Origin of the sequence: Pseudomonas sp. BP11-1-1 (assembly GCF_052112105.1) — a bacterium.
Lineage (GTDB): Bacteria > Pseudomonadota > Gammaproteobacteria > Pseudomonadales > Pseudomonadaceae > Aquipseudomonas > Aquipseudomonas alvandae.
This window is the reverse complement of sequence record NZ_JAUTYU010000013.1, coordinates 119822-136280: the sequence shown is the minus strand read 5'-3', so window position 1 is coordinate 136280 and position 16459 is coordinate 119822. Positions and strand designations below refer to the sequence as shown.

The following is a 16459-nucleotide window of genomic DNA, read 5'->3' as shown; positions in this document are numbered from 1 at the left end:
CCGAACTCAGCAGTGAAACGATGCATCGCCGATGGTAGTGTGGGGTTTCCCCATGTGAGAGTAGGTCATCGTCAAGATTAAATTCCGAAACCCCTATCTGCTGACGCAGGTAGGGGTTTTGTTTTGCTCGTTATAAAAGCCTGCGAAAGCTCGTAATAAATTTGCACAGTTATTTTCGAGCTGGAGCACTAGAATAGCCGCACCTAAGTTGAGCCAGAGCGCTTTATGCCCGATTCGTCAGACGTTGATAGGTTGTCAGATCTGCCGCTGGACGATCTGGTCGCGTGTCATGAATGCGATCTGTTGATGCGCAAGCCTAAGCTGGCCCATGGCGAAAGAGCCGAATGCCCTCGCTGTGGATATGAGCTCTACGCTCACCGGCACAATGTAGTGGAGCGCAGTCTCGCTCTGGTTATCGCCGCGCTGCTGTTGTTCATACCGGCAAATTTCCTACCCATCATGCAGCTCAATTTACTCGGGCAATCCTCCCAGGACACCGTTTGGAGCGGCGTGGTCGGTCTGTTCGATACAGGGATGCAGGGCGTAGCGGTGGTGGTTTTCCTCAGCAGCATGGGGATCCCACTGCTTAAGCTGCTCTGCCAGTTGGTTGTGCTGCTGACCATTCGCTGGAACATCGGACGAAGTTACGGCTTGTTGCTGTATCGCATTTATCACCATCTCAGGGACTGGGGGATGCTCGAGGTTTATCTCATGGGCGTGCTGGTTGCCATCGTCAAGCTAGCGGATATGGCGGCGATTACCGTGGGACTGGGCCTGGTGTGTTTTGTCAGCTTGTTGCTGGTTCAGGTCTGGCTGGAGGTGGTGATGTCACCGCATCAGATCTGGCAGGCATTGTCAGGAGGGGATACCCATGCGAGCAATTGATGCAGGCATCCTGATTTGCACGGAGTGTCATGAATTGAATCGACAGGAATCGGGCGCTGATAAACAGACTTGCACCCGTTGCGGTGCCCGAATCCACCCTCGTCGACCAAACAGTCTGATGCGGACCTGGGCGCTATTGATCACGGCAGCGATCGTCTACGTTCCCGCCAATGTCCTGCCGATCATGACGATCAACTCGTTGGGCCAAGGTGCGCCCAGCACCATCATGTCCGGGGTCATCGAACTGGTTCAGCACGGCATGATCCCGATTGCTGCGGTGGTGTTTGTTGCCAGCATTGTTGTGCCCACCTTCAAGCTGGTGGGCATCGCCTTGTTGCTTTTTTCCGTGCAACGTCACCAACCCATGTCCGCGCGCCAGCGCATCCTCATGTACCGTTTTATCGAGTTCATCGGCCGCTGGTCGATGCTGGATATTTTCGTAATCGCCATCCTGGTGGCCGTGGTGAATTTCGGGAGGTTGGCCAGTGTCGAAGCCGGTCTCGGTGCCATCGCATTTGCCAGTGTGGTGATTCTCACGATGATTGCCGCAGTAACTTTTGATCCCCGACTGATTTGGGATAACACGGAGTCGGATGACGACCATGAATGATTTGCCTACCGCTAAAACCCGACCGGCTTCGAACTGGTCGGCCATCTGGGTATTGCCACTGATCGCCTTGATCATCGGCGGCTGGCTCGGCTGGCGGGCTTACAACGATACCGGTATCGAAATCAATGTGCGTTTTGAAAGCGGTGAGGGTATTCAGGTCAACAAGACCGAGGTCGTCTACAAAGGCATGACGGTCGGCAAAGTGAAAGACCTCACGCTCGACGATGAAGGCAACTCGAAGGGCGTCATTGCAACCATCGAGATGAACAAGGATGTCGAGCAATACCTCAAGACCGGCACCCGTTTCTGGCTGGTCAAGCCAAGCGTGAGCCTGGCAGGGATTACCGGACTGGAGACGCTGGTTTCAGGCAACTATGTTGCGATCAGTCCTGGGGAGGGTGAATCGACCCGCAAGTTCAAGGCTTTGGCCGAAGAACCACCGTTGTCGGACGCCAAGCCGGGTTTGCACTTGACGATCAAAGCCGACCGACTGGGCTCGCTGGACCGTGGCAGTCCGGTTTTTTACAAGCAGATCCAAGTCGGACAGGTGAAAAGCTACTCACTGTCCGAGGACCAACGCACTGTAGAAATCAAGGTTTTCATCGAGCCGACCTATGCCAGCCTGGTCCGCAAACACACACGGTTCTGGAATGCCAGCGGCATCAGCATCGATGCCAACCTGTCGGGGGTCAAGGTACGCAGTGAGTCCTTGGCCAGCATCGTCGCCGGGGGTATCGCATTCGCCACGCCGGAGAACCGCAAGGACAGCCCTCCCACCGACCCAAGCCTGCCGTTTCGCCTGTACGAGGATTTCGATGCGGCCGCTGCCGGGATCCGCGTCAAGGTCAAGCTCAGTGACTTCGAAGGGCTGCAGGCTGGCCGTACGCCGGTGATGTACAAGGGCATCCAGGTCGGTAGCTTGAAGACGTTGAAAGTCGATCCTGACCTGGCCAGTGCCAGCGCAGAGCTGACGCTCGATCCGTTGGCCGAAGATTACCTGGTGGCCGGTGCTCAGTTCTGGGTGGTCAAGCCGTCGATTTCCCTGGCGGGTATCACAGGCCTGGAAGCGCTGGTGAAAGGTAACTACATCGCGGTGCGACCCGGCGACAAGGGCGGCGCCCCTCAGCGCGAGTTTGAGGCCAGGGCGAAGGCGCCGCCGCTGGATCTGCGTTCACCCGGGCTGCATCTGGTCTTGTTGACCGAGAATCTCGGTTCGTTGGAGGTCGGCAGTCCTATTCTCTACAAGCAGGTCAAGGTCGGATCGGTGCAGAGCTATCAGTTTTCCCGGAAGAAGAAACAACTGATCATCGGTGTGCATATCGAGAAGGAATATGAGGGATTGGTCAACGGTTCGACGCGATTCTGGAACGCCAGCGGCGTCACGCTCACGGGTGGTTTGACGGGCGGGATCCAGGTCAAGAGCGAATCGCTGCAAAGCTTGATGGCCGGTGGCATCGCTTTCGAAACACCGGAGCCGAACGTGCCGCTGAAAAGGCGCATCCCACGGTTCCGTTTGCATGCGGACCGCGAAGCCGCGCAGCAGAGGGGCACCGTTGTGACGATCAAGGTCGATCGCGCCGACGGGTTGCGCAGCGGTACACCGATCAGGTTCAAGGGATTGGATGTGGGCAAGATTGAAGGCGTGGACCTGAGCGCCGACATGCAGTCGGTGCTGGTCACCGCACGCATCACCGAAGTGCCTGAGCGTATCGCCCGCACCGGGACTCAGTTCTGGGTGGTCAAGCCGGAGTTGGGTTTGATGAAGACCTCGAACCTGGAAACCCTGGTGACCGGCCAGTACATCGAAGTGCAGCCTGCCGTGAAAAACCTCGGGCCGCAGAAAAACTTCGTAGCCTTGGCCGAACCACCCGAGAGTGCCATCCCGGAGGCCGGCTTGAGCTTGGTGTTGAGCGCTGCTCGACGGGGGTCTTTGAAGATTGGCGTGCCAGTGACTTACCGTGAGATTACGGTAGGCAAAGTGACGCGCTACGAGTTGGGCCAGACGGCGGACCGGGTGCTTATCCACATCCTGATAGAACCCAAGTACGCGCCACTGGTGCGTAGCGGTACGCGTTTCTGGAACAGCAGCGGGTTCGGTCTGGATTTCGGACTGTTCAAGGGAGCGACGGTGCGGACCGAGTCGTTGGAGACGCTGATCCAGGGCGGTATTGCTTTTGCGACGCCGGATGGCGAGCGGATGGGTAACCCGGCCAGGCCGGAGCAGACGTTCCCGCTGTTCGACAAGTTCGAAGATGAATGGCTGACCTGGGCGCCGAAGATCAGTCTCGGCAAGTAAGCTTGTTGCAACAAAAAGGCCGCGATCCATTGGATCGCGGCCTTTTCACATCCAGCTAATCACATCACACCGAATCCAGCTCCGGCTCATCCGCCTGTACATTCACCGTAGCTTTCACCGCATCGTGACGACGTATGTATTTCCAGTCCGCTTCATCGATGTAGATGCCGTTCGGGCCGCTGCCGCCTTCCAGGTCGATGGCGACACTGGCGCAGACCTGCGGCTTCACGCTCGCCAGAATTGGCACGAAGCCCAACTGCAGGCTGGTCTCCAATAGTGCCGCCTGGTTCTTCTCGTCGATGTCCGCCGCTTCGTCCAGGTAATACGGCAGGCGCACGCGGCCGGCCTGTTCGCGGTCCATCAGGTGCAGCAACAAGTACATGTTGGTCAGCGCCTTGATGGTCATCGTGGTGCCGTTGGAGGCCGCGCCGTCGATGTCGGTGTGGATCACCGGCTGGCCGTTGACCTTGGTGATCTCGAACGCCAGTTCGAAGAGGTCCTTGAGGCCGAGTTGGTTGTGGTTCGCCGCCACCAGACGCGCCAGGTATTCCTTGGCTTCTTCGTTCTTGTTGTCCTGCTCGGCGCTCTGGCTGAGGTCGAATACCGACAGCGTCTCGCCCTCCTCGTACTGGCCGGCGCTGTGGATGATCTGGTCGATGTGCTTGAGCGCTTCCTTGTTCGGCGCCAGGACGATGCGGAAGCTCTGCAGGTTGGACACTTGGCGCTTGTTGATCTCGCGGTTGAACAGCGCCAGTTGATGCTCGAGGCTGTCGTAGTCGCTGCGGATGTTGCGCAGCGTCCGGGCGATGTCGGTCACCGCCGCACGGCGCGCCTTGCCCAAGGTCAGGGCTTCGTCGGTGCGGTGGGCATAGGCGTTGATCAGCAGTTGCAGGCGCCGCTCCATGTCGTCTTCGCTGTCGAACTTGGCCACGCCCTTGAGGCGCACCTGCGCGTACAGCGCCTCGATCTGGCCGTCGACCCGCAACAGGCCTTGCCAACTGTCCTGGTAGTCGTTGAGCAGCGGCAGCAGGTTGTCCATGGAATCGTCGACCGGGTCCATGAACGGGGTGCCAAACGGCAGGTCCGCCGGCAGCAATTGACGACGGCGCAGGGCGTCGTCGAGGGTGCGTTGCTTGGCTTCCATGTCGGCGATCTGCCGGCCCACCAATTGCAACTTGGCGGACAACTGCTGGACGCGCTCGGTGAAGGCATCGCTGGAGCGCTTGAGCTCGTCCTGGGCGGCTTCCATCTGCGCCAGTTGCTCGAGTTTCTCGCCTTCTTCGGCGCTCAAGGTCTGGGTGCGACGGAAATCTTCCAGGGCTTTCTGGGCATCGAGGACCTGCTGGTACAGCGCCTCGGTCTGGGTCTTGCTCGCGGCGCGGTCGGCGGCCACGGCTTGTTGGGTCTTGAGCTGCTTGAGTTCTTTTTCCAGACGCTCTTTCTGGTCACGCAGCGCGGCACGGTCGGCCAAGGCTTGCAGGGCCGGAGGCTCGATGTGGGACAGGTCGATGGACAGGCCCGGCACTTCGAAACGCTCGCCCTTGAAGCCGTCGAGGATCAGCTCCATGGATTTGACCCAGTCGCCATTCTCGTCCAGCGCGATACCGTGCTCGCCCAACGGCAGGCTGAACAGGGCGCTGTTGAACAGGCGCATCAGGCGTTCCACGTCCTGCTGGGAGAATTCTTCCCGCAGACGGGCGTAGCTGTTGTTGTCGGCGTGATCGAGTTGTTGCTTGACCGACTTCAGGCGCTTTTCCAGGTCCCGCAGGCGCTCTTCCAAATCTTCGGCACTGAATTGCCGGGACTGGGCCAAGGCGCCGGCCAATTCGTCGTGGGCGTCCTTGGCGGCAAGCAATGCCTGTTCCAGCACCTTAACGTCATCCACCAGGGCAAAGCGGTTCTTGAGCACCGACAGTTCGCCGATCCAGCGCTGGATGCCGCTGATTTCCCGCTCCAGGCGCATCAGCTCCTGGGTGCCGCCGCGCTGGTCGTTCTGCAGCGAATCCTGCTCGTTGCGGTAGTGCTCGGCCTGGATGGTCAGCTCTTCCTTGCGCGCACTGGCGTAGTCCGACCAAGTGCCCAGCAGCGAGTCGAGCAGCGGCGAGAGGCGATGCAATTTGCCGCGCAGGATATCGCGCTGCTTCACGCCATTGGCCAGGGCTTCCACCAGCGGACCGGCGGCCACCAGGGAGTTGTAGTCCTGCTCCATGCGTCGTACGTCGCGGAAGGCTTCTTCGCACGCGGCGATGTAGTCCACGCTGCCCGAGCGCAGGCTGTGCTCGAACGCATCGAGGAACAGTTGCTTGAGTTTGGCCGCGGTGATTTCCCGCATATGCAGCAGGTTGATAAACAGCGCGCGGAAGGTCTTGAGGCTTTGCTCGCTGGTGGAGCGCAGCGGGATCAGCGTCAGGTCCAGCGGGATCGAGGTGTGACCACCGACCAGCAGGCGGCGCAGTTCATCCGGCTTGAGTTCGTAGGCTTTCAGGCCTTCGCGTTCCAGGTTGGTGAACAGCTCTTTCTGCCGCAGGCAGGTGTCGTCCTTCTGATAATGGGCCAGGTCCAGTTTGCCGGCATAGGCAAAGAACTGGTGACCGAAACCGCCGCCAGGGCCGCGGCCGACCACGCCAATCACGTGCGGGCCATGGGGCAGGGCGACTTCCACGAGGATATAGCTGGTGTCCGAGGCAAAGTAGAAGCGCCGGGATTGTTCCAGGCTGTACTTGCCGAAGCTCATGTCCGACATGCGCGCCAGGATCGGGAACTGCAAGGCGTTGATCGAGGCGGATTTACCCAGGTTGTTCGCGCCGTACACCGACAGCGGTTCTTCCAGCGGGAACAAGCCGAGGCTGTAGCCAGCGGTGTTCAAAAGGGCAAAGCGGCGGATGCCGTAGCGTTCCTTGCTCATGCGTCGGTCTCCTGTTCTTCTGCAATGGCGCGGGCCAGTGCGTCTTCTTCGCTTTCACCTTCAAATTCGCTGAGGTCCAGCGGATCATCGGTCTGCAGCAGTTTTTCGTCGCTGTCTTCATCGATGAGCACTGGCGCCGGCAGCGGCAACACGCTGTGCAGGCTGGCGGCCAGGTCGCGGTCCTGCTGGACTGACAGGCAGACGTCGAGGAAACGATGCATCGGCGGCAGGAAGCGGTACACACCGTTTTCTTCACTGGCAAAACCCAGTTGGGTCATGCGCCGCATGATTTTTTCTTCCAGCTCTTCCTGGGTCTGCACTTCGGCCTGGATGAACAAGTCGCGGTATTTTTCCAGCAGCGAAGGCAGCTCATCGCGGCCCAGGCTGCCGCCGTCGAGCACGGCGATCGGGTCGCGGCCCTGGTCGGCCAGGTGCTCGACCAGGATGAAGGTGAACAGGGCCAGGCGCTGGGCGGTCTTGTTCACCGCGGCGGCGGCCAGGTCCGGCACGAAGTAGTAGAAGCCACGGGTGTCGCACACCAGCTCGAAGCCCAAGGCCTTGAACAGCGTGCGGTACTGGTCCTGGAAGTTCGACAGTTGGGCGTACAGCTCCGGGTCGCGGCGGCTGACGTGATAACCCTTGAACAGCTCGCGGAAGATCGGCGCCAGCTGGGACAGTTCGGATAGATCAAGATGCATGGGGGATGCTCGCAGAATCCTCGGCGGCGGTGTCGCCGGCCGAGAGCAGGGCGAAGGAGCGCAGGCTGACCTGATGCTCGTGAGTGTGGTAGTCGCGGCGTTCCAGACGCTCGCGCTTGAAGCGTTTTTCCCGCGACAGGCGCGAGAACCAGTACAGCAATTCGTCGGTGGCGCCGTCCGGTTCCTGCTCCAGCAGCCACGTCATCAAGTCCGGCATCGGCAGGGCGTCTTCGCAACGCTCGACCATCTCGCGCACGGTGCGTGGTGCACGCGGGGCTTCGCCACCCTTGTGAGTCTTGTGGGATTTGGGGAAGCGCGCCGGTTTCGGTTCGAAGCGGGCCAGGGCATAGACGTAGGCTTCAACCTGGCTGGCGCTGCCCAGGAAGGTGCTTTGCGGCCGGGTGAACAGCGGCATGGCCGCTTGTGGCACGGCGTCGATGCCTTTGCGGCGAATGGCGGCCAGGGCCAGGGCGGCGCCACGGGTCACGGCGTTGTGGCGGCGAGCCTCTTCGCGCAGCGGCAGAAGTAGTTCCCGGGCATGGCGCAGGGTCAGCTGGGCGCTGGTCTGCATTTCCAGGATGCGCGCGTGGGTGCGCAGCAACATGTCGTCGTCCACCAGGTGACCGAGGCGCTGCTGTTCGGTGAGCATGCGCAACAGCACATTCTCGACCTTGCGCACGCCTTGCTCGAAGGCGCCGTCGGCGTTCACCAACTGGATCATCGGCTCGACATATTCGTCCCAGGTCGCTAGCACTTCGGCATAGCGCTGGCGCAGCGGGATCTGCCGGTCGCTGGTCTTGGCCCGTTCGGCGACGGCGACCAACGCCTGTTCGTCGTTGGCGAGTTTCTTGAGGACGTCGCGCACGCGCATGTCCAGCAGGCGCAACTGGCGGGCCAGGTCGTTGCCGTCGCGCACGTCAAAGGCGTCCTGGATGTAGCCGGCCAGGCGCTCGAGGTGGCGCAGGTACGCTTCGATCTCCAGGCACAGGCCCAGGCGGTGTTCGCGGCGCAGGTATGCAAGGAAATCATGGATCTGGGCGTTGAGCTCGAAACGGTTCGGGCTTTTCGCCACCGGCACGAGGATGTCCAGGCGGATCCACACGTCCAGCAGGTTGGTGATGTCCTGGGGCGTGCTGTCCAGTTGTTGGGCGGCCAGCTGTGAACGCAATTCGTTGAGGCTCAGGGTGCCCTGGTCGAAGTGCTCGCACAAAGGTTCCAGCAATGCCCAGTGTTCGGCGAGGGCGCGCAAGACGCGCTTGGGTTCGATCATCGCAATGGCCGTCGGGTTGGCAATTAAAAGCGGCGATTGTACTGCATCGGGCCGGTTGCGATTCACCCCTTGGACGGACTGTCGTCGTGTATTGAACAACTAATGAAGCGACAGGGAAGCGATCCGCGCCGAAGGGCGGTAGAATCGCTGCCACTTTCAGTTATCCACAAGTGGCCGACCCTTGCTTATCGAGTCTCGTCGCCGCGCCTATCTGACCGCCATGCAGGTGGTCAACTGGCTGCCGCGTACCGAATTGCCCTTTGCCGCCCCGTCGCGGCCTGAGCTGTTGGAAGCGCCTGAGCCGGTGGAGATCGCGCCGGCACCAGTGGCGCCTGCGGCCAAGACCGTTGCCGAACCGGTGGCGCCTGTCGCCGAGCGGCCGAAAATCGAAGTCCCGCGTCCGAGCCTGGCCTCGACCCGTACGAACGCCAAACCGGTAGAAGAGGCCGACGAAACGCCGGCCCCGGTCAAGGTTGCCCACGTACCGCCGCCGCGCTTCGCCCTGCAGTTGCTGCGCGCCGGGCGCTGCCTGTTACTGGTGGAATTACCCACAGGTGATCCGTTCCAAAGCCGCGATCCCGCTTACCTGCTGCTCAAGGACATGCTGCGCGCCGCCGGCCTGCCGGACAGCCCTCAGATCATCGGTGAACCGGTGCGCTGGCCGCTGTTGTCACGGGGCACGATGGATCAGGGGCCTGAGGCGGCGCGGGATTTCGTCCAGGGATTCGTTTCGGCGCGGCTCGAAGACGAGCCCTGCGTGTGCCTATGGCTGATCGGCCTGCCGGCGGTGAAGTTTGCCGGCGAGGCGGATGCCGAGGCGTTCAATCGCGAACTGCAGGTCGAAGGCCTGGGCTCGGCCTGGGCGTTGCCCGGGCTGGAACTTTTAATGGAAACGCCACGGCACAAGGCTGACGTCTGGCAAGCCATGCGCCGGCTGATGGCGCGCTGGAAAGAATCGAATGAGTGACGCTGTATCGTTCCGCCCGATGACCGAGGCGGACCTCGACGCTGTGCTGAAGATTGAATACGCAGCCTACAGCCACCCCTGGACCCGGGGGATATTTCTTGATGGGCTGGGCAAATACCAGATCTGGCTGATGTTCGAAGGCGAGCAGCAGGTCGGTCACGGCGTGGTGCAGATCATTCTGGATGAGGCGCACCTGCTCAACATCACGGTCAAACCGGAAAACCAAGGGCGAGGCCTTGGCCTGCGGCTGTTGGAACACCTGATGTCGATCGCCTACAAGGCCGAGGCCCGGGAATGCTTCCTGGAAGTACGCGACAGCAATCGCACGGCGTTTCGGCTTTATGAGCGCTATGGCTTCAACGAGGTTGGACGGCGGCGCGATTATTACCCGGCTGTGGGCGGGCGCGAGGATGCGGTGGTCATGGCGTGTACCTTGGTGGATTAAGTCGACCGGACTGCCGCCATCGCGAGCAAGCTCGCTCCCACAGGGGATTGGCGGCGTTTGTCAGGTTTAAGGTCAACCACAAAACCCGTGTGGGAGCGAGCTTGCTCGCGATGGCGGCGCTACATCCAACATAAATGCAACTGGACGAGCAGGCTCGCCTCCACAGGGTCGAGTCAACGCTTGCCATCGAGCGGATCGATATCGGCCATTTCCGCTTCGTCCAGCCCATCGCCTCCACCAATATCGTTTTCACCAACGACGCTCAGGTCCCAATCGGCCTGTTCATCCTCGCCGGCTTCAAGTGCGTCCCGGGCGCCGTCTTCATGGATCAGGGTTTCCGGGCTCATGTCATCGTCGGTCGGCTGGCGGTCATCCATCGAGGCGCCTGTCATACCGGCTTCACGGACACGCTCCTCCGGTAGCAGATGCTCGCGCTCATCTTCCGGCAATTCATCACCGATCCGGGCATCGTATTCGTCATCGTCGAATTCCAGCTCACGCATCGAGCCCATGCGGTCTTCATTGTCATCGATAGGCTCCGGTTGCGTCGCATCGAAGGGACGTCGTGAATCATTCATGGCAATTCCTCATACTGTGGGCCTTACTAAGAGTCGACCGGCTGCGCGGCCAGGAATTCCAATGCGTCGCCGACGTGACCTCGACCGGCGGTCGTCTGTCACAGTTGCGCACTCTCTATCGAGGCTGGACAGCATGAATGAATTACAAGATCTGATTGATAACAACGCACGCTGGGCCGATGCGATCAAGCAGGAGGATCCTGACTTCTTCGCCAAGCTGGCTCGTCAGCAAACCCCCGAATACCTGTGGATCGGCTGTTCCGATGCACGGGTGCCGGCCAACGAAATCGTCGGTATGTTGCCGGGTGATCTGTTTGTGCACCGTAACGTCGCCAACGTGGTGTTGCACACGGACCTGAACTGCCTGTCGGTGATCCAGTACGCGGTGGATGTGCTCAAGGTCAAGCACATCCTGGTGACGGGCCACTACGGCTGCGGCGGCGTACGTGCCTCGATGCAGGATCGCCAGTTGGGCCTGATCGACGGTTGGCTGCGTTCTATTCGCGACCTGTACTACGAACATCGCGATGCGTTGGCCAAGCTGCCCACCGAAGAAGAGCGCGTGGACCGTTTGTGCGAACTCAACGTCATCCAGCAGGTGGCGAACGTCGGCCATACCAGCATCGTGCAGAATGCCTGGCATAGGGGACAAAGCCTGTCGATCCACGGCTGCATCTACGGCATCAAGGATGGACGCTGGAAAAGCCTGGACACGACGATCAGCGGTTTCGAACAACTGCCGCCGCAGTATCGCTTGCGCCCGGTAGACGCACCCTGAACAGGGCGTTTCAGTTGCGATGACAGCGACGCCGCCAGTGCCGAAGGAACTCCATTCCTTGCTCGTTGGGCGATTCGTCATATCCGGTGATCCAGCCGTGACAGTTGGACGAACCACACCGGCAGGCGAATTGCCGATACAGCTTCTGTTCGGTGCTGGCGTAGTCCATCGTCAGGCAATCGCCTTCGCGGATGTCGGTCAGTGACCATAGCCACAGTTCGCTCATGTCCAGGAAGACATTCGGGTTGCATGAATGCAGCAGCAGCCCGGCGAAGTGTGGGTCATACATGTGGACGTTCGGCAGGATCTGCAAGGTGTGCAGGCGTCGGCGACTGACCAGCAGTCCCGACACCCTGCACATCCGCGTCATGGAGGCGAACTGCTTGCGTGCGACAATTCCGTTGCCGCGCCCATCGTTCGTCTGGTGCACTTCAAAATCGTGCATTGAGGGGTAGCCCTGGTGGCTGCTGAGCTGGGTTTCCAGGTAAACGCAGTCCCGATTCCCTGGGCCAGTGCGATCAGCTTTGAACTGGGTCATGACAGTCCTTGTCGGTGCCAAGCACTCGACTTTTCAGCGCAGGCGTCCTGCCAACGGTCGTTGAGAACGCCGATAGATTCCTCCAAACCGTGGGTTGTTTCTACTGTCAACTCTGACAGGTGCTGTAAGCGCCTCCCGTGTGAGCGCAGGCTTGCACGGGAGGGCTTGTCAGGGGTTATACGGCTTCTGCGGGCAATGGCATTGGCACTTTCAGCTGTTGCAGTTCCGACTTGACTGGCGGTGTCTCACATTTCTTCTGTGCGTCCGCCTCGCTCAGTTTACGAACCGAGGTGTAGAACAACTCGCAGGTTTTCTCTTTTTGCGTCACCTGCCAGGTTTGCGTGCACTGGTTCAAGAGTGTGCTCGGGTCGGTGCCTGGCTTGCTGCCCATGCCGGCCTGCCAGCAGGCGGCGCTCAAGTCCTGGCCCATCACTTTCAAGCCCGCAGCATCTGCCTTGGCTTCGTCGCCGTCGTAGCTGGCCGGGTCAGCGGCGTACCAGATATAGCTGGGATGGTTGGAACCAAGGACCGGAACCTTGGCGCCCGGAGCCGGCTCGATGGTTGCCAGGCCGAGCACGGCGACGGTCTGGCCGTATTGGGTCTTGATCCAGTCCCGGACGGGCGCGCCGAAGGCCACCATTGGCAACGATGTGCCCTTGGCACCTTGAGTGACTTGCTTGACCATGGTGGTCTGGTAATCGTTGAAGTAACTGTAGAGCCCTGCCAGCGTGCTGCCGGCATTGGACGGGGCTGCGATGGGCGCGATGTCGATGATGGTCTGGTAAGCCGGTGTGTTCGGCGCGGCAATACCGTTGGCGGTCAGCAGCGTGGCCCAGCGATCCGTGGTGGCCGATTCCAGGTAATCCTGGGCCTGGGTCAGGGAATAATCCGGTGGGAAGTGCAGCAGTTCGACACTCTTGCGGTTGTCCAGGGCCATGCCCAACGGCAGGAACAGGTACCAGTTGTAGGCCCATTTTTTATCATTGTTGAGTTTGCTGGCGCCGTTGTACGCCAAGTCCCCGGCATCGAGCAGGTTCTTCAGCGGCTGGCCGTAGCTCTTCGGCACGCCGCTGATATTCGCATAGACGGTGCCGTTGTCACTTTTGACGCTGACCTTGGCCGCGTCGTAGCCGTCACGCTGGACGCTTTGCGTCAGGTAATGCTCGACGGTCTGCTCGAGTGTCCAGTTGCGGAAACAAATGACGTTGCAGTTGTTGGGATAAGCGAAGAGACGGGTGACGCGTTCGGTGCTGCCAAGGTTGACGTCGATGTCGGCGGCTTGGGCGGTGGCGCTCAAGGCCAGGGCGGCAAGAGGAAGTGCGGCGAGTTTGAACATGCTCAGATCCTTTTCAGCGTGGGCCCCTCGAAACAGGGTGTATCCATACTGAAACAGACGGAGCCGAAGAAGAAGTGGGCCGATTGAAAAATCGGCCCTTTTTTATGGCTTTATGGCATCACTGGCGGCAGATAACTCAACGTCGTCCCCAATGCCCACAGCAGCGCCAGCACCAGCGGCGTATGCACCAGCAACTGCACGAAGGAAAAGCCGATCAAGTCCCGGGCTTTCAAGCCGAGCACGCCCAACAACGGAAGCATGTAGAACGGGTTGATCAGGTTTGGCAGCGCTTCGGCGGCGTTATAGATCTGCACCGCCCACCCAAGGTGATAGTTGAGATCGTTGGCCACCTGCATCACATAAGGTGCCTCGATGATCCACTTGCCGCCGCCGGAGGGAATGAAAAAGCCCAGCACCGCCGAATAGACGCCCATCAACAAGGCGTAGGTGTCATGGGAGGCAATCTGTACGAAAAAGGTCGAGATATGGTGGGCCAGCGTCTGCGCATCGCTGCCCTTGACCGTGGTCAGCAGCGCGGCGATCGAGCCGTACAGTGGAAACTGGATCAACACGCCCGTGGTGGTCGGCACCGCGCGGGCCACGGCGTCAAGAAAGCTGCGTGGCCGCCAGTGAAGCAAGGCCCCGAGCATGATGAACAAAAAGTTGTAGGTATTGAGTCCGGAAATGGCGCTGATCGCCGGCTTGGTCGAAAACTCATGGAACAGCCAGCCGGCGGCCAGCAGCACCAGCGCAATCGTCAGCAGCGGACTGTGTTCCAGCCATTCCCCGGGTCGGGTTCGCGGTTGCAGCGCCGGCATGCTGAAACTGGGGTCGATCTCGCAGGCAGCGGCGTCACGGGCACTGTTGGGGCCGGGAGCGGTGGCGTAGGCGATGATTACCGAGATCACGATCAGCGCCAGCAGCATCACCCCGGATTGCCAGAGAAAGATCGTCTGGGTAAACGGAATGACGCCGGTAATCGACAGGATCGACGGCGGCAGGCTGGCCGGGTTGGCCTGCAGTTGAGCGGCCGAGGAAGACAACCCCAACGCCCACACCGCTCCCAGGCCCAGATAGGCGGCAGCGCCGGCGGCACGATAATCCATCTTCAAGTCGGCGCGACGGGCGAGGGCCCGAACCAGCAAGCCGCCGAACACCAGCGACAAGCCCCAGTTGAGCAGCGACGCGATCATGGAAATCAGCGCGACCCAGGCCACGGCGCTGCGGCCATTCTTGGGAATGCGCGCCAGGCGATCGATCAATTTGACGGCCGGTGGCGAGCTGGCGACCACGTAACCGCCGATCACCACGAAGGCCATCTGCATCGTGAACGGGATCAAGCTCCAGAACCCATCGCCGAAGGCCATGGCTGCCGCGGTGGGCGTGGCGCCGATGAGCTGTGTCGCCAGCGCGACCACCAGCACCGCCAGCGCGGCGAACACCCAGGAGTCAGGGAACCAGCGCTCGGCAAAACTGGAACAGCGCAGCGCGAAGCGGGCGGAACGGCTGTCTTCAATGTCGGTGGTCACGGCAATTACCTCGATTTTTTATGGTTATGGGTATCTGGAGCGACGAAGCATCGGCGGTCAGGCGCAAACAATAGAACAATCCAATGACCATGGGAGACGGAGCGGCGTTCGAGCACGACCTGATTATTTTCCAGACCGACCGGCGGCACTCTTTAGAAAAAGATCGCCGGGCCGATGGCAAAGGGAATAGCAGAATTTCTCCTGCCTGCCGGAGCTTGCCATGTTCAACAATCGCCTGAAGCAGGAGCTGCTTGCTCTTCGCCAAGAATTTTCCAGTCTCATGCAAGTGAAAGAGAGCCTGGACCGTGAAATGCTCGGCCTGACCCTGGATGCGGAAGGGCGCGTGCAGTCGGTCAATCAGAACTTTCTCGACGAGATGCATTACAAGAGCCAAGACCTGATAGGGCGATCCATCGAAGACTTGGTGCCGGCTTACTTGAAGTCCAATGAATTCCAGATTCGTTTCAAGACCGCCCTGACCCGTGGCGAGCATTTCTCGGGCGCCGTGCGCCTGACACGAGGCGATGGCAAAGAGGCCTGGTTGCGCTCGATCCTTCAGCCGGTGCGCAATGCTGAGGGACGAGTTCGTTATTTTTCGATGTACTCCAACGACCTGACCCGCACCATCGAAAATTCCCGCGAGCATGAGAACCTGATTGGTGCCTTGGTGCGTTCGACGGCGGTGATTGAATTTGACCTGGGCGGACACGTCCTGACCGCCAACGACCGCTTCCTCAATGCGATGGGTTACAGCCTGGCGCAGATCAAGGGCAAGCACCATCGTACATTTTGCGAGCCCGAGGAATACAACAGCCCGGCCTATCAACATTTCTGGAAGCGCCTGAACAGCGGCGAGTTCGTTGCCGGGCGCTTCAAGCGTATCGATAGCAACGGTCGCGAGGTGTGGCTCGAAGCGTCCTACAACCCCGTGGTCGATGCCAACGATCGTCTCTACAAAGTCGTGAAGTTCGCTACCAACATCACTGACCAGGTCAACCAGGAAAAAGCCGTCGCCGAGGCCGCCAACATTGCCTACAGCACTTCCCTGCAGACCGACAACAGCGCCCAACGCGGCACCACCGTCGTGACCCAGGCGGTGGATGTCATGCGCGACCTGGCCCGGCACATGCAGACTGCCGGCCAAGGCATCGAAGCGCTGAACGAGCAATCCCTGGTGATTGGCACCATCGTCAAGACCATCAGCGGCATCGCCGAGCAGACCAACTTGCTGGCGCTCAACGCCGCGATCGAGGCCGCCCGGGCCGGTGAACAGGGCCGCGGCTTCGCCGTGGTGGCCGATGAAGTGCGGCAACTGGCTTCGCGTACCAGCCAGGCCACCGATGAAATCGTCGGCGTGGTCCGCCAGAACCAGGACATGGCCCGTAATGCCGTCGCGCTGATGACCGACGGCCAGCACCAGGCGGAACAGGGCCTGGCTCTGGCGGCCGAGGCGGGGAGCGTGATCGTCGAGATTCAGGATGGGGCGAAGAAGGTGGTGGATGCGGTGAGCCAGTTTGCCAATCAATTGTCGACGTAATGTGTTTCAAATTATTGTGATGCACCAATTAATTATCGTAAATTGATAATTAATTGGTTATGTTTTGGGCTCCTTTCGTTCTGTTGG

At 60.3% G+C, this 16459-nt stretch carries 14 protein-coding genes, 1 rRNA gene and 1 pseudogene; 9 read left to right on the top strand and 7 right to left on the bottom strand.

The genetic code is table 11. From position 1 onward, the window contains the following. From rrf to Q7C33_RS21955, 4 genes are all read left to right on the top strand, one after another. Positions 1 to 77, top strand: a 5S ribosomal RNA gene (gene rrf, locus Q7C33_RS21970); the annotation flags it as partial. A 148-nt stretch (positions 78 to 225) separates the two neighbouring features. Continuing rightward, positions 226 to 885: a paraquat-inducible protein A gene (locus tag Q7C33_RS21965; RefSeq protein ID WP_217860347.1), complete on the top strand. Its 660-nt coding sequence runs from the start codon at positions 226 to 228 to the stop codon at positions 883 to 885. Next, entirely contained in the window at positions 872 to 1495 is a 624-nt protein-coding gene (locus Q7C33_RS21960; protein WP_217860346.1) for a paraquat-inducible protein A, read from the top strand. The genes Q7C33_RS21965 and Q7C33_RS21960 overlap by 14 nt, the downstream gene beginning before the upstream one ends. Further along, positions 1488 to 3791, top strand: a complete 2304-nt coding sequence (locus tag Q7C33_RS21955; protein WP_407684158.1) for a PqiB family protein — start codon at positions 1488 to 1490, stop codon at positions 3789 to 3791. Before Q7C33_RS21960 ends, Q7C33_RS21955 begins: the two co-directional genes overlap by 8 nt. 64 nt (positions 3792 to 3855) lie before the next feature. Here Q7C33_RS21955 and mksF read toward each other — a convergent pair whose 3' ends face one another. From mksF to mksB, 3 genes are read right to left on the bottom strand one after another with little or no spacing between them, the layout of a single operon-like run. Next, positions 3856 to 6696 carry an Mks condensin complex protein MksF gene (gene mksF / locus Q7C33_RS21950; protein ID WP_258648285.1) on the bottom strand — a complete coding sequence of 947 codons (2841 nt, stop codon included), beginning with the start codon at positions 6694 to 6696 and terminating at the stop codon, positions 3856 to 3858. Further along, positions 6693 to 7394 carry an Mks condensin complex protein MksE gene (mksE, locus tag Q7C33_RS21945; protein ID WP_014340217.1) on the bottom strand — a complete coding sequence of 234 codons (702 nt, stop codon included), beginning with the start codon at positions 7392 to 7394 and terminating at the stop codon, positions 6693 to 6695. Before mksE ends, mksF begins: the two co-directional genes overlap by 4 nt. After that, positions 7384 to 8664, bottom strand: coding sequence for an Mks condensin complex protein MksB (gene mksB, locus Q7C33_RS21940; RefSeq protein WP_258648284.1), 1281 nt, complete (start codon positions 8662 to 8664; stop codon positions 7384 to 7386). Before mksB ends, mksE begins: the two co-directional genes overlap by 11 nt. 181 nt (positions 8665 to 8845) lie before the next feature. Here mksB and Q7C33_RS21935 point away from each other — a divergent pair, with 181 nt between their 5' ends. Then, on the top strand, positions 8846 to 9631 hold the full coding sequence (locus Q7C33_RS21935) for an energy transducer TonB (RefSeq protein WP_407684157.1): 786 nt from the start codon (positions 8846 to 8848) through the stop codon (positions 9629 to 9631). Next, a complete protein-coding gene (rimI, locus tag Q7C33_RS21930; protein ID WP_039594544.1) occupies positions 9624 to 10076 on the top strand; it encodes a ribosomal protein S18-alanine N-acetyltransferase in 453 nt (150 codons plus the stop codon). The genes Q7C33_RS21935 and rimI overlap by 8 nt, the downstream gene beginning before the upstream one ends. A gap of 173 nt (positions 10077 to 10249) precedes the next feature. Here rimI and Q7C33_RS21925 read toward each other — a convergent pair whose 3' ends face one another. Further along, positions 10250 to 10654: a serine kinase/phosphatase gene (locus Q7C33_RS21925; protein WP_407684156.1), complete on the bottom strand. Its 405-nt coding sequence runs from the start codon at positions 10652 to 10654 to the stop codon at positions 10250 to 10252. A 133-nt stretch (positions 10655 to 10787) separates the two neighbouring features. Between Q7C33_RS21925 and can the strand changes: the two genes are divergently transcribed. Further along, positions 10788 to 11432 (top strand): carbonate dehydratase, encoded by a 645-nt coding sequence (gene can, locus Q7C33_RS21920; RefSeq protein ID WP_181289760.1) that lies wholly within the window; start codon positions 10788 to 10790, stop codon positions 11430 to 11432. Positions 11433 to 11442: 10 nt separating this feature from the next. Here can and Q7C33_RS21915 read toward each other — a convergent pair whose 3' ends face one another. The 3 genes from Q7C33_RS21915 to Q7C33_RS21905 form a co-directional block, all read right to left on the bottom strand. After that, positions 11443 to 11970: a lysine methyltransferase gene (locus tag Q7C33_RS21915; RefSeq protein WP_217860340.1), complete on the bottom strand. Its 528-nt coding sequence runs from the start codon at positions 11968 to 11970 to the stop codon at positions 11443 to 11445. A 175-nt stretch (positions 11971 to 12145) separates the two neighbouring features. Next, positions 12146 to 13306 carry a hypothetical protein gene (locus tag Q7C33_RS21910; protein ID WP_323155796.1) on the bottom strand — a complete coding sequence of 387 codons (1161 nt, stop codon included), beginning with the start codon at positions 13304 to 13306 and terminating at the stop codon, positions 12146 to 12148. A 110-nt stretch (positions 13307 to 13416) separates the two neighbouring features. After that, positions 13417 to 14835, bottom strand: a complete 1419-nt coding sequence (locus tag Q7C33_RS21905) for a short-chain fatty acid transporter (protein WP_407684155.1) — start codon at positions 14833 to 14835, stop codon at positions 13417 to 13419. A gap of 220 nt (positions 14836 to 15055) precedes the next feature. Between Q7C33_RS21905 and Q7C33_RS21900 the strand changes: the two are divergent. Then, a pseudogene (locus Q7C33_RS21900) lies at positions 15056 to 15832 on the top strand (PAS domain-containing protein); the annotation flags it as partial. A 108-nt stretch (positions 15833 to 15940) separates the two neighbouring features. Continuing rightward, complete coding sequence (locus Q7C33_RS21895) at positions 15941 to 16372, top strand: methyl-accepting chemotaxis protein (protein WP_407684160.1); 432 nt, start codon at positions 15941 to 15943, stop codon at positions 16370 to 16372. Positions 16373 to 16459: the final 87 nt, after the last annotated feature.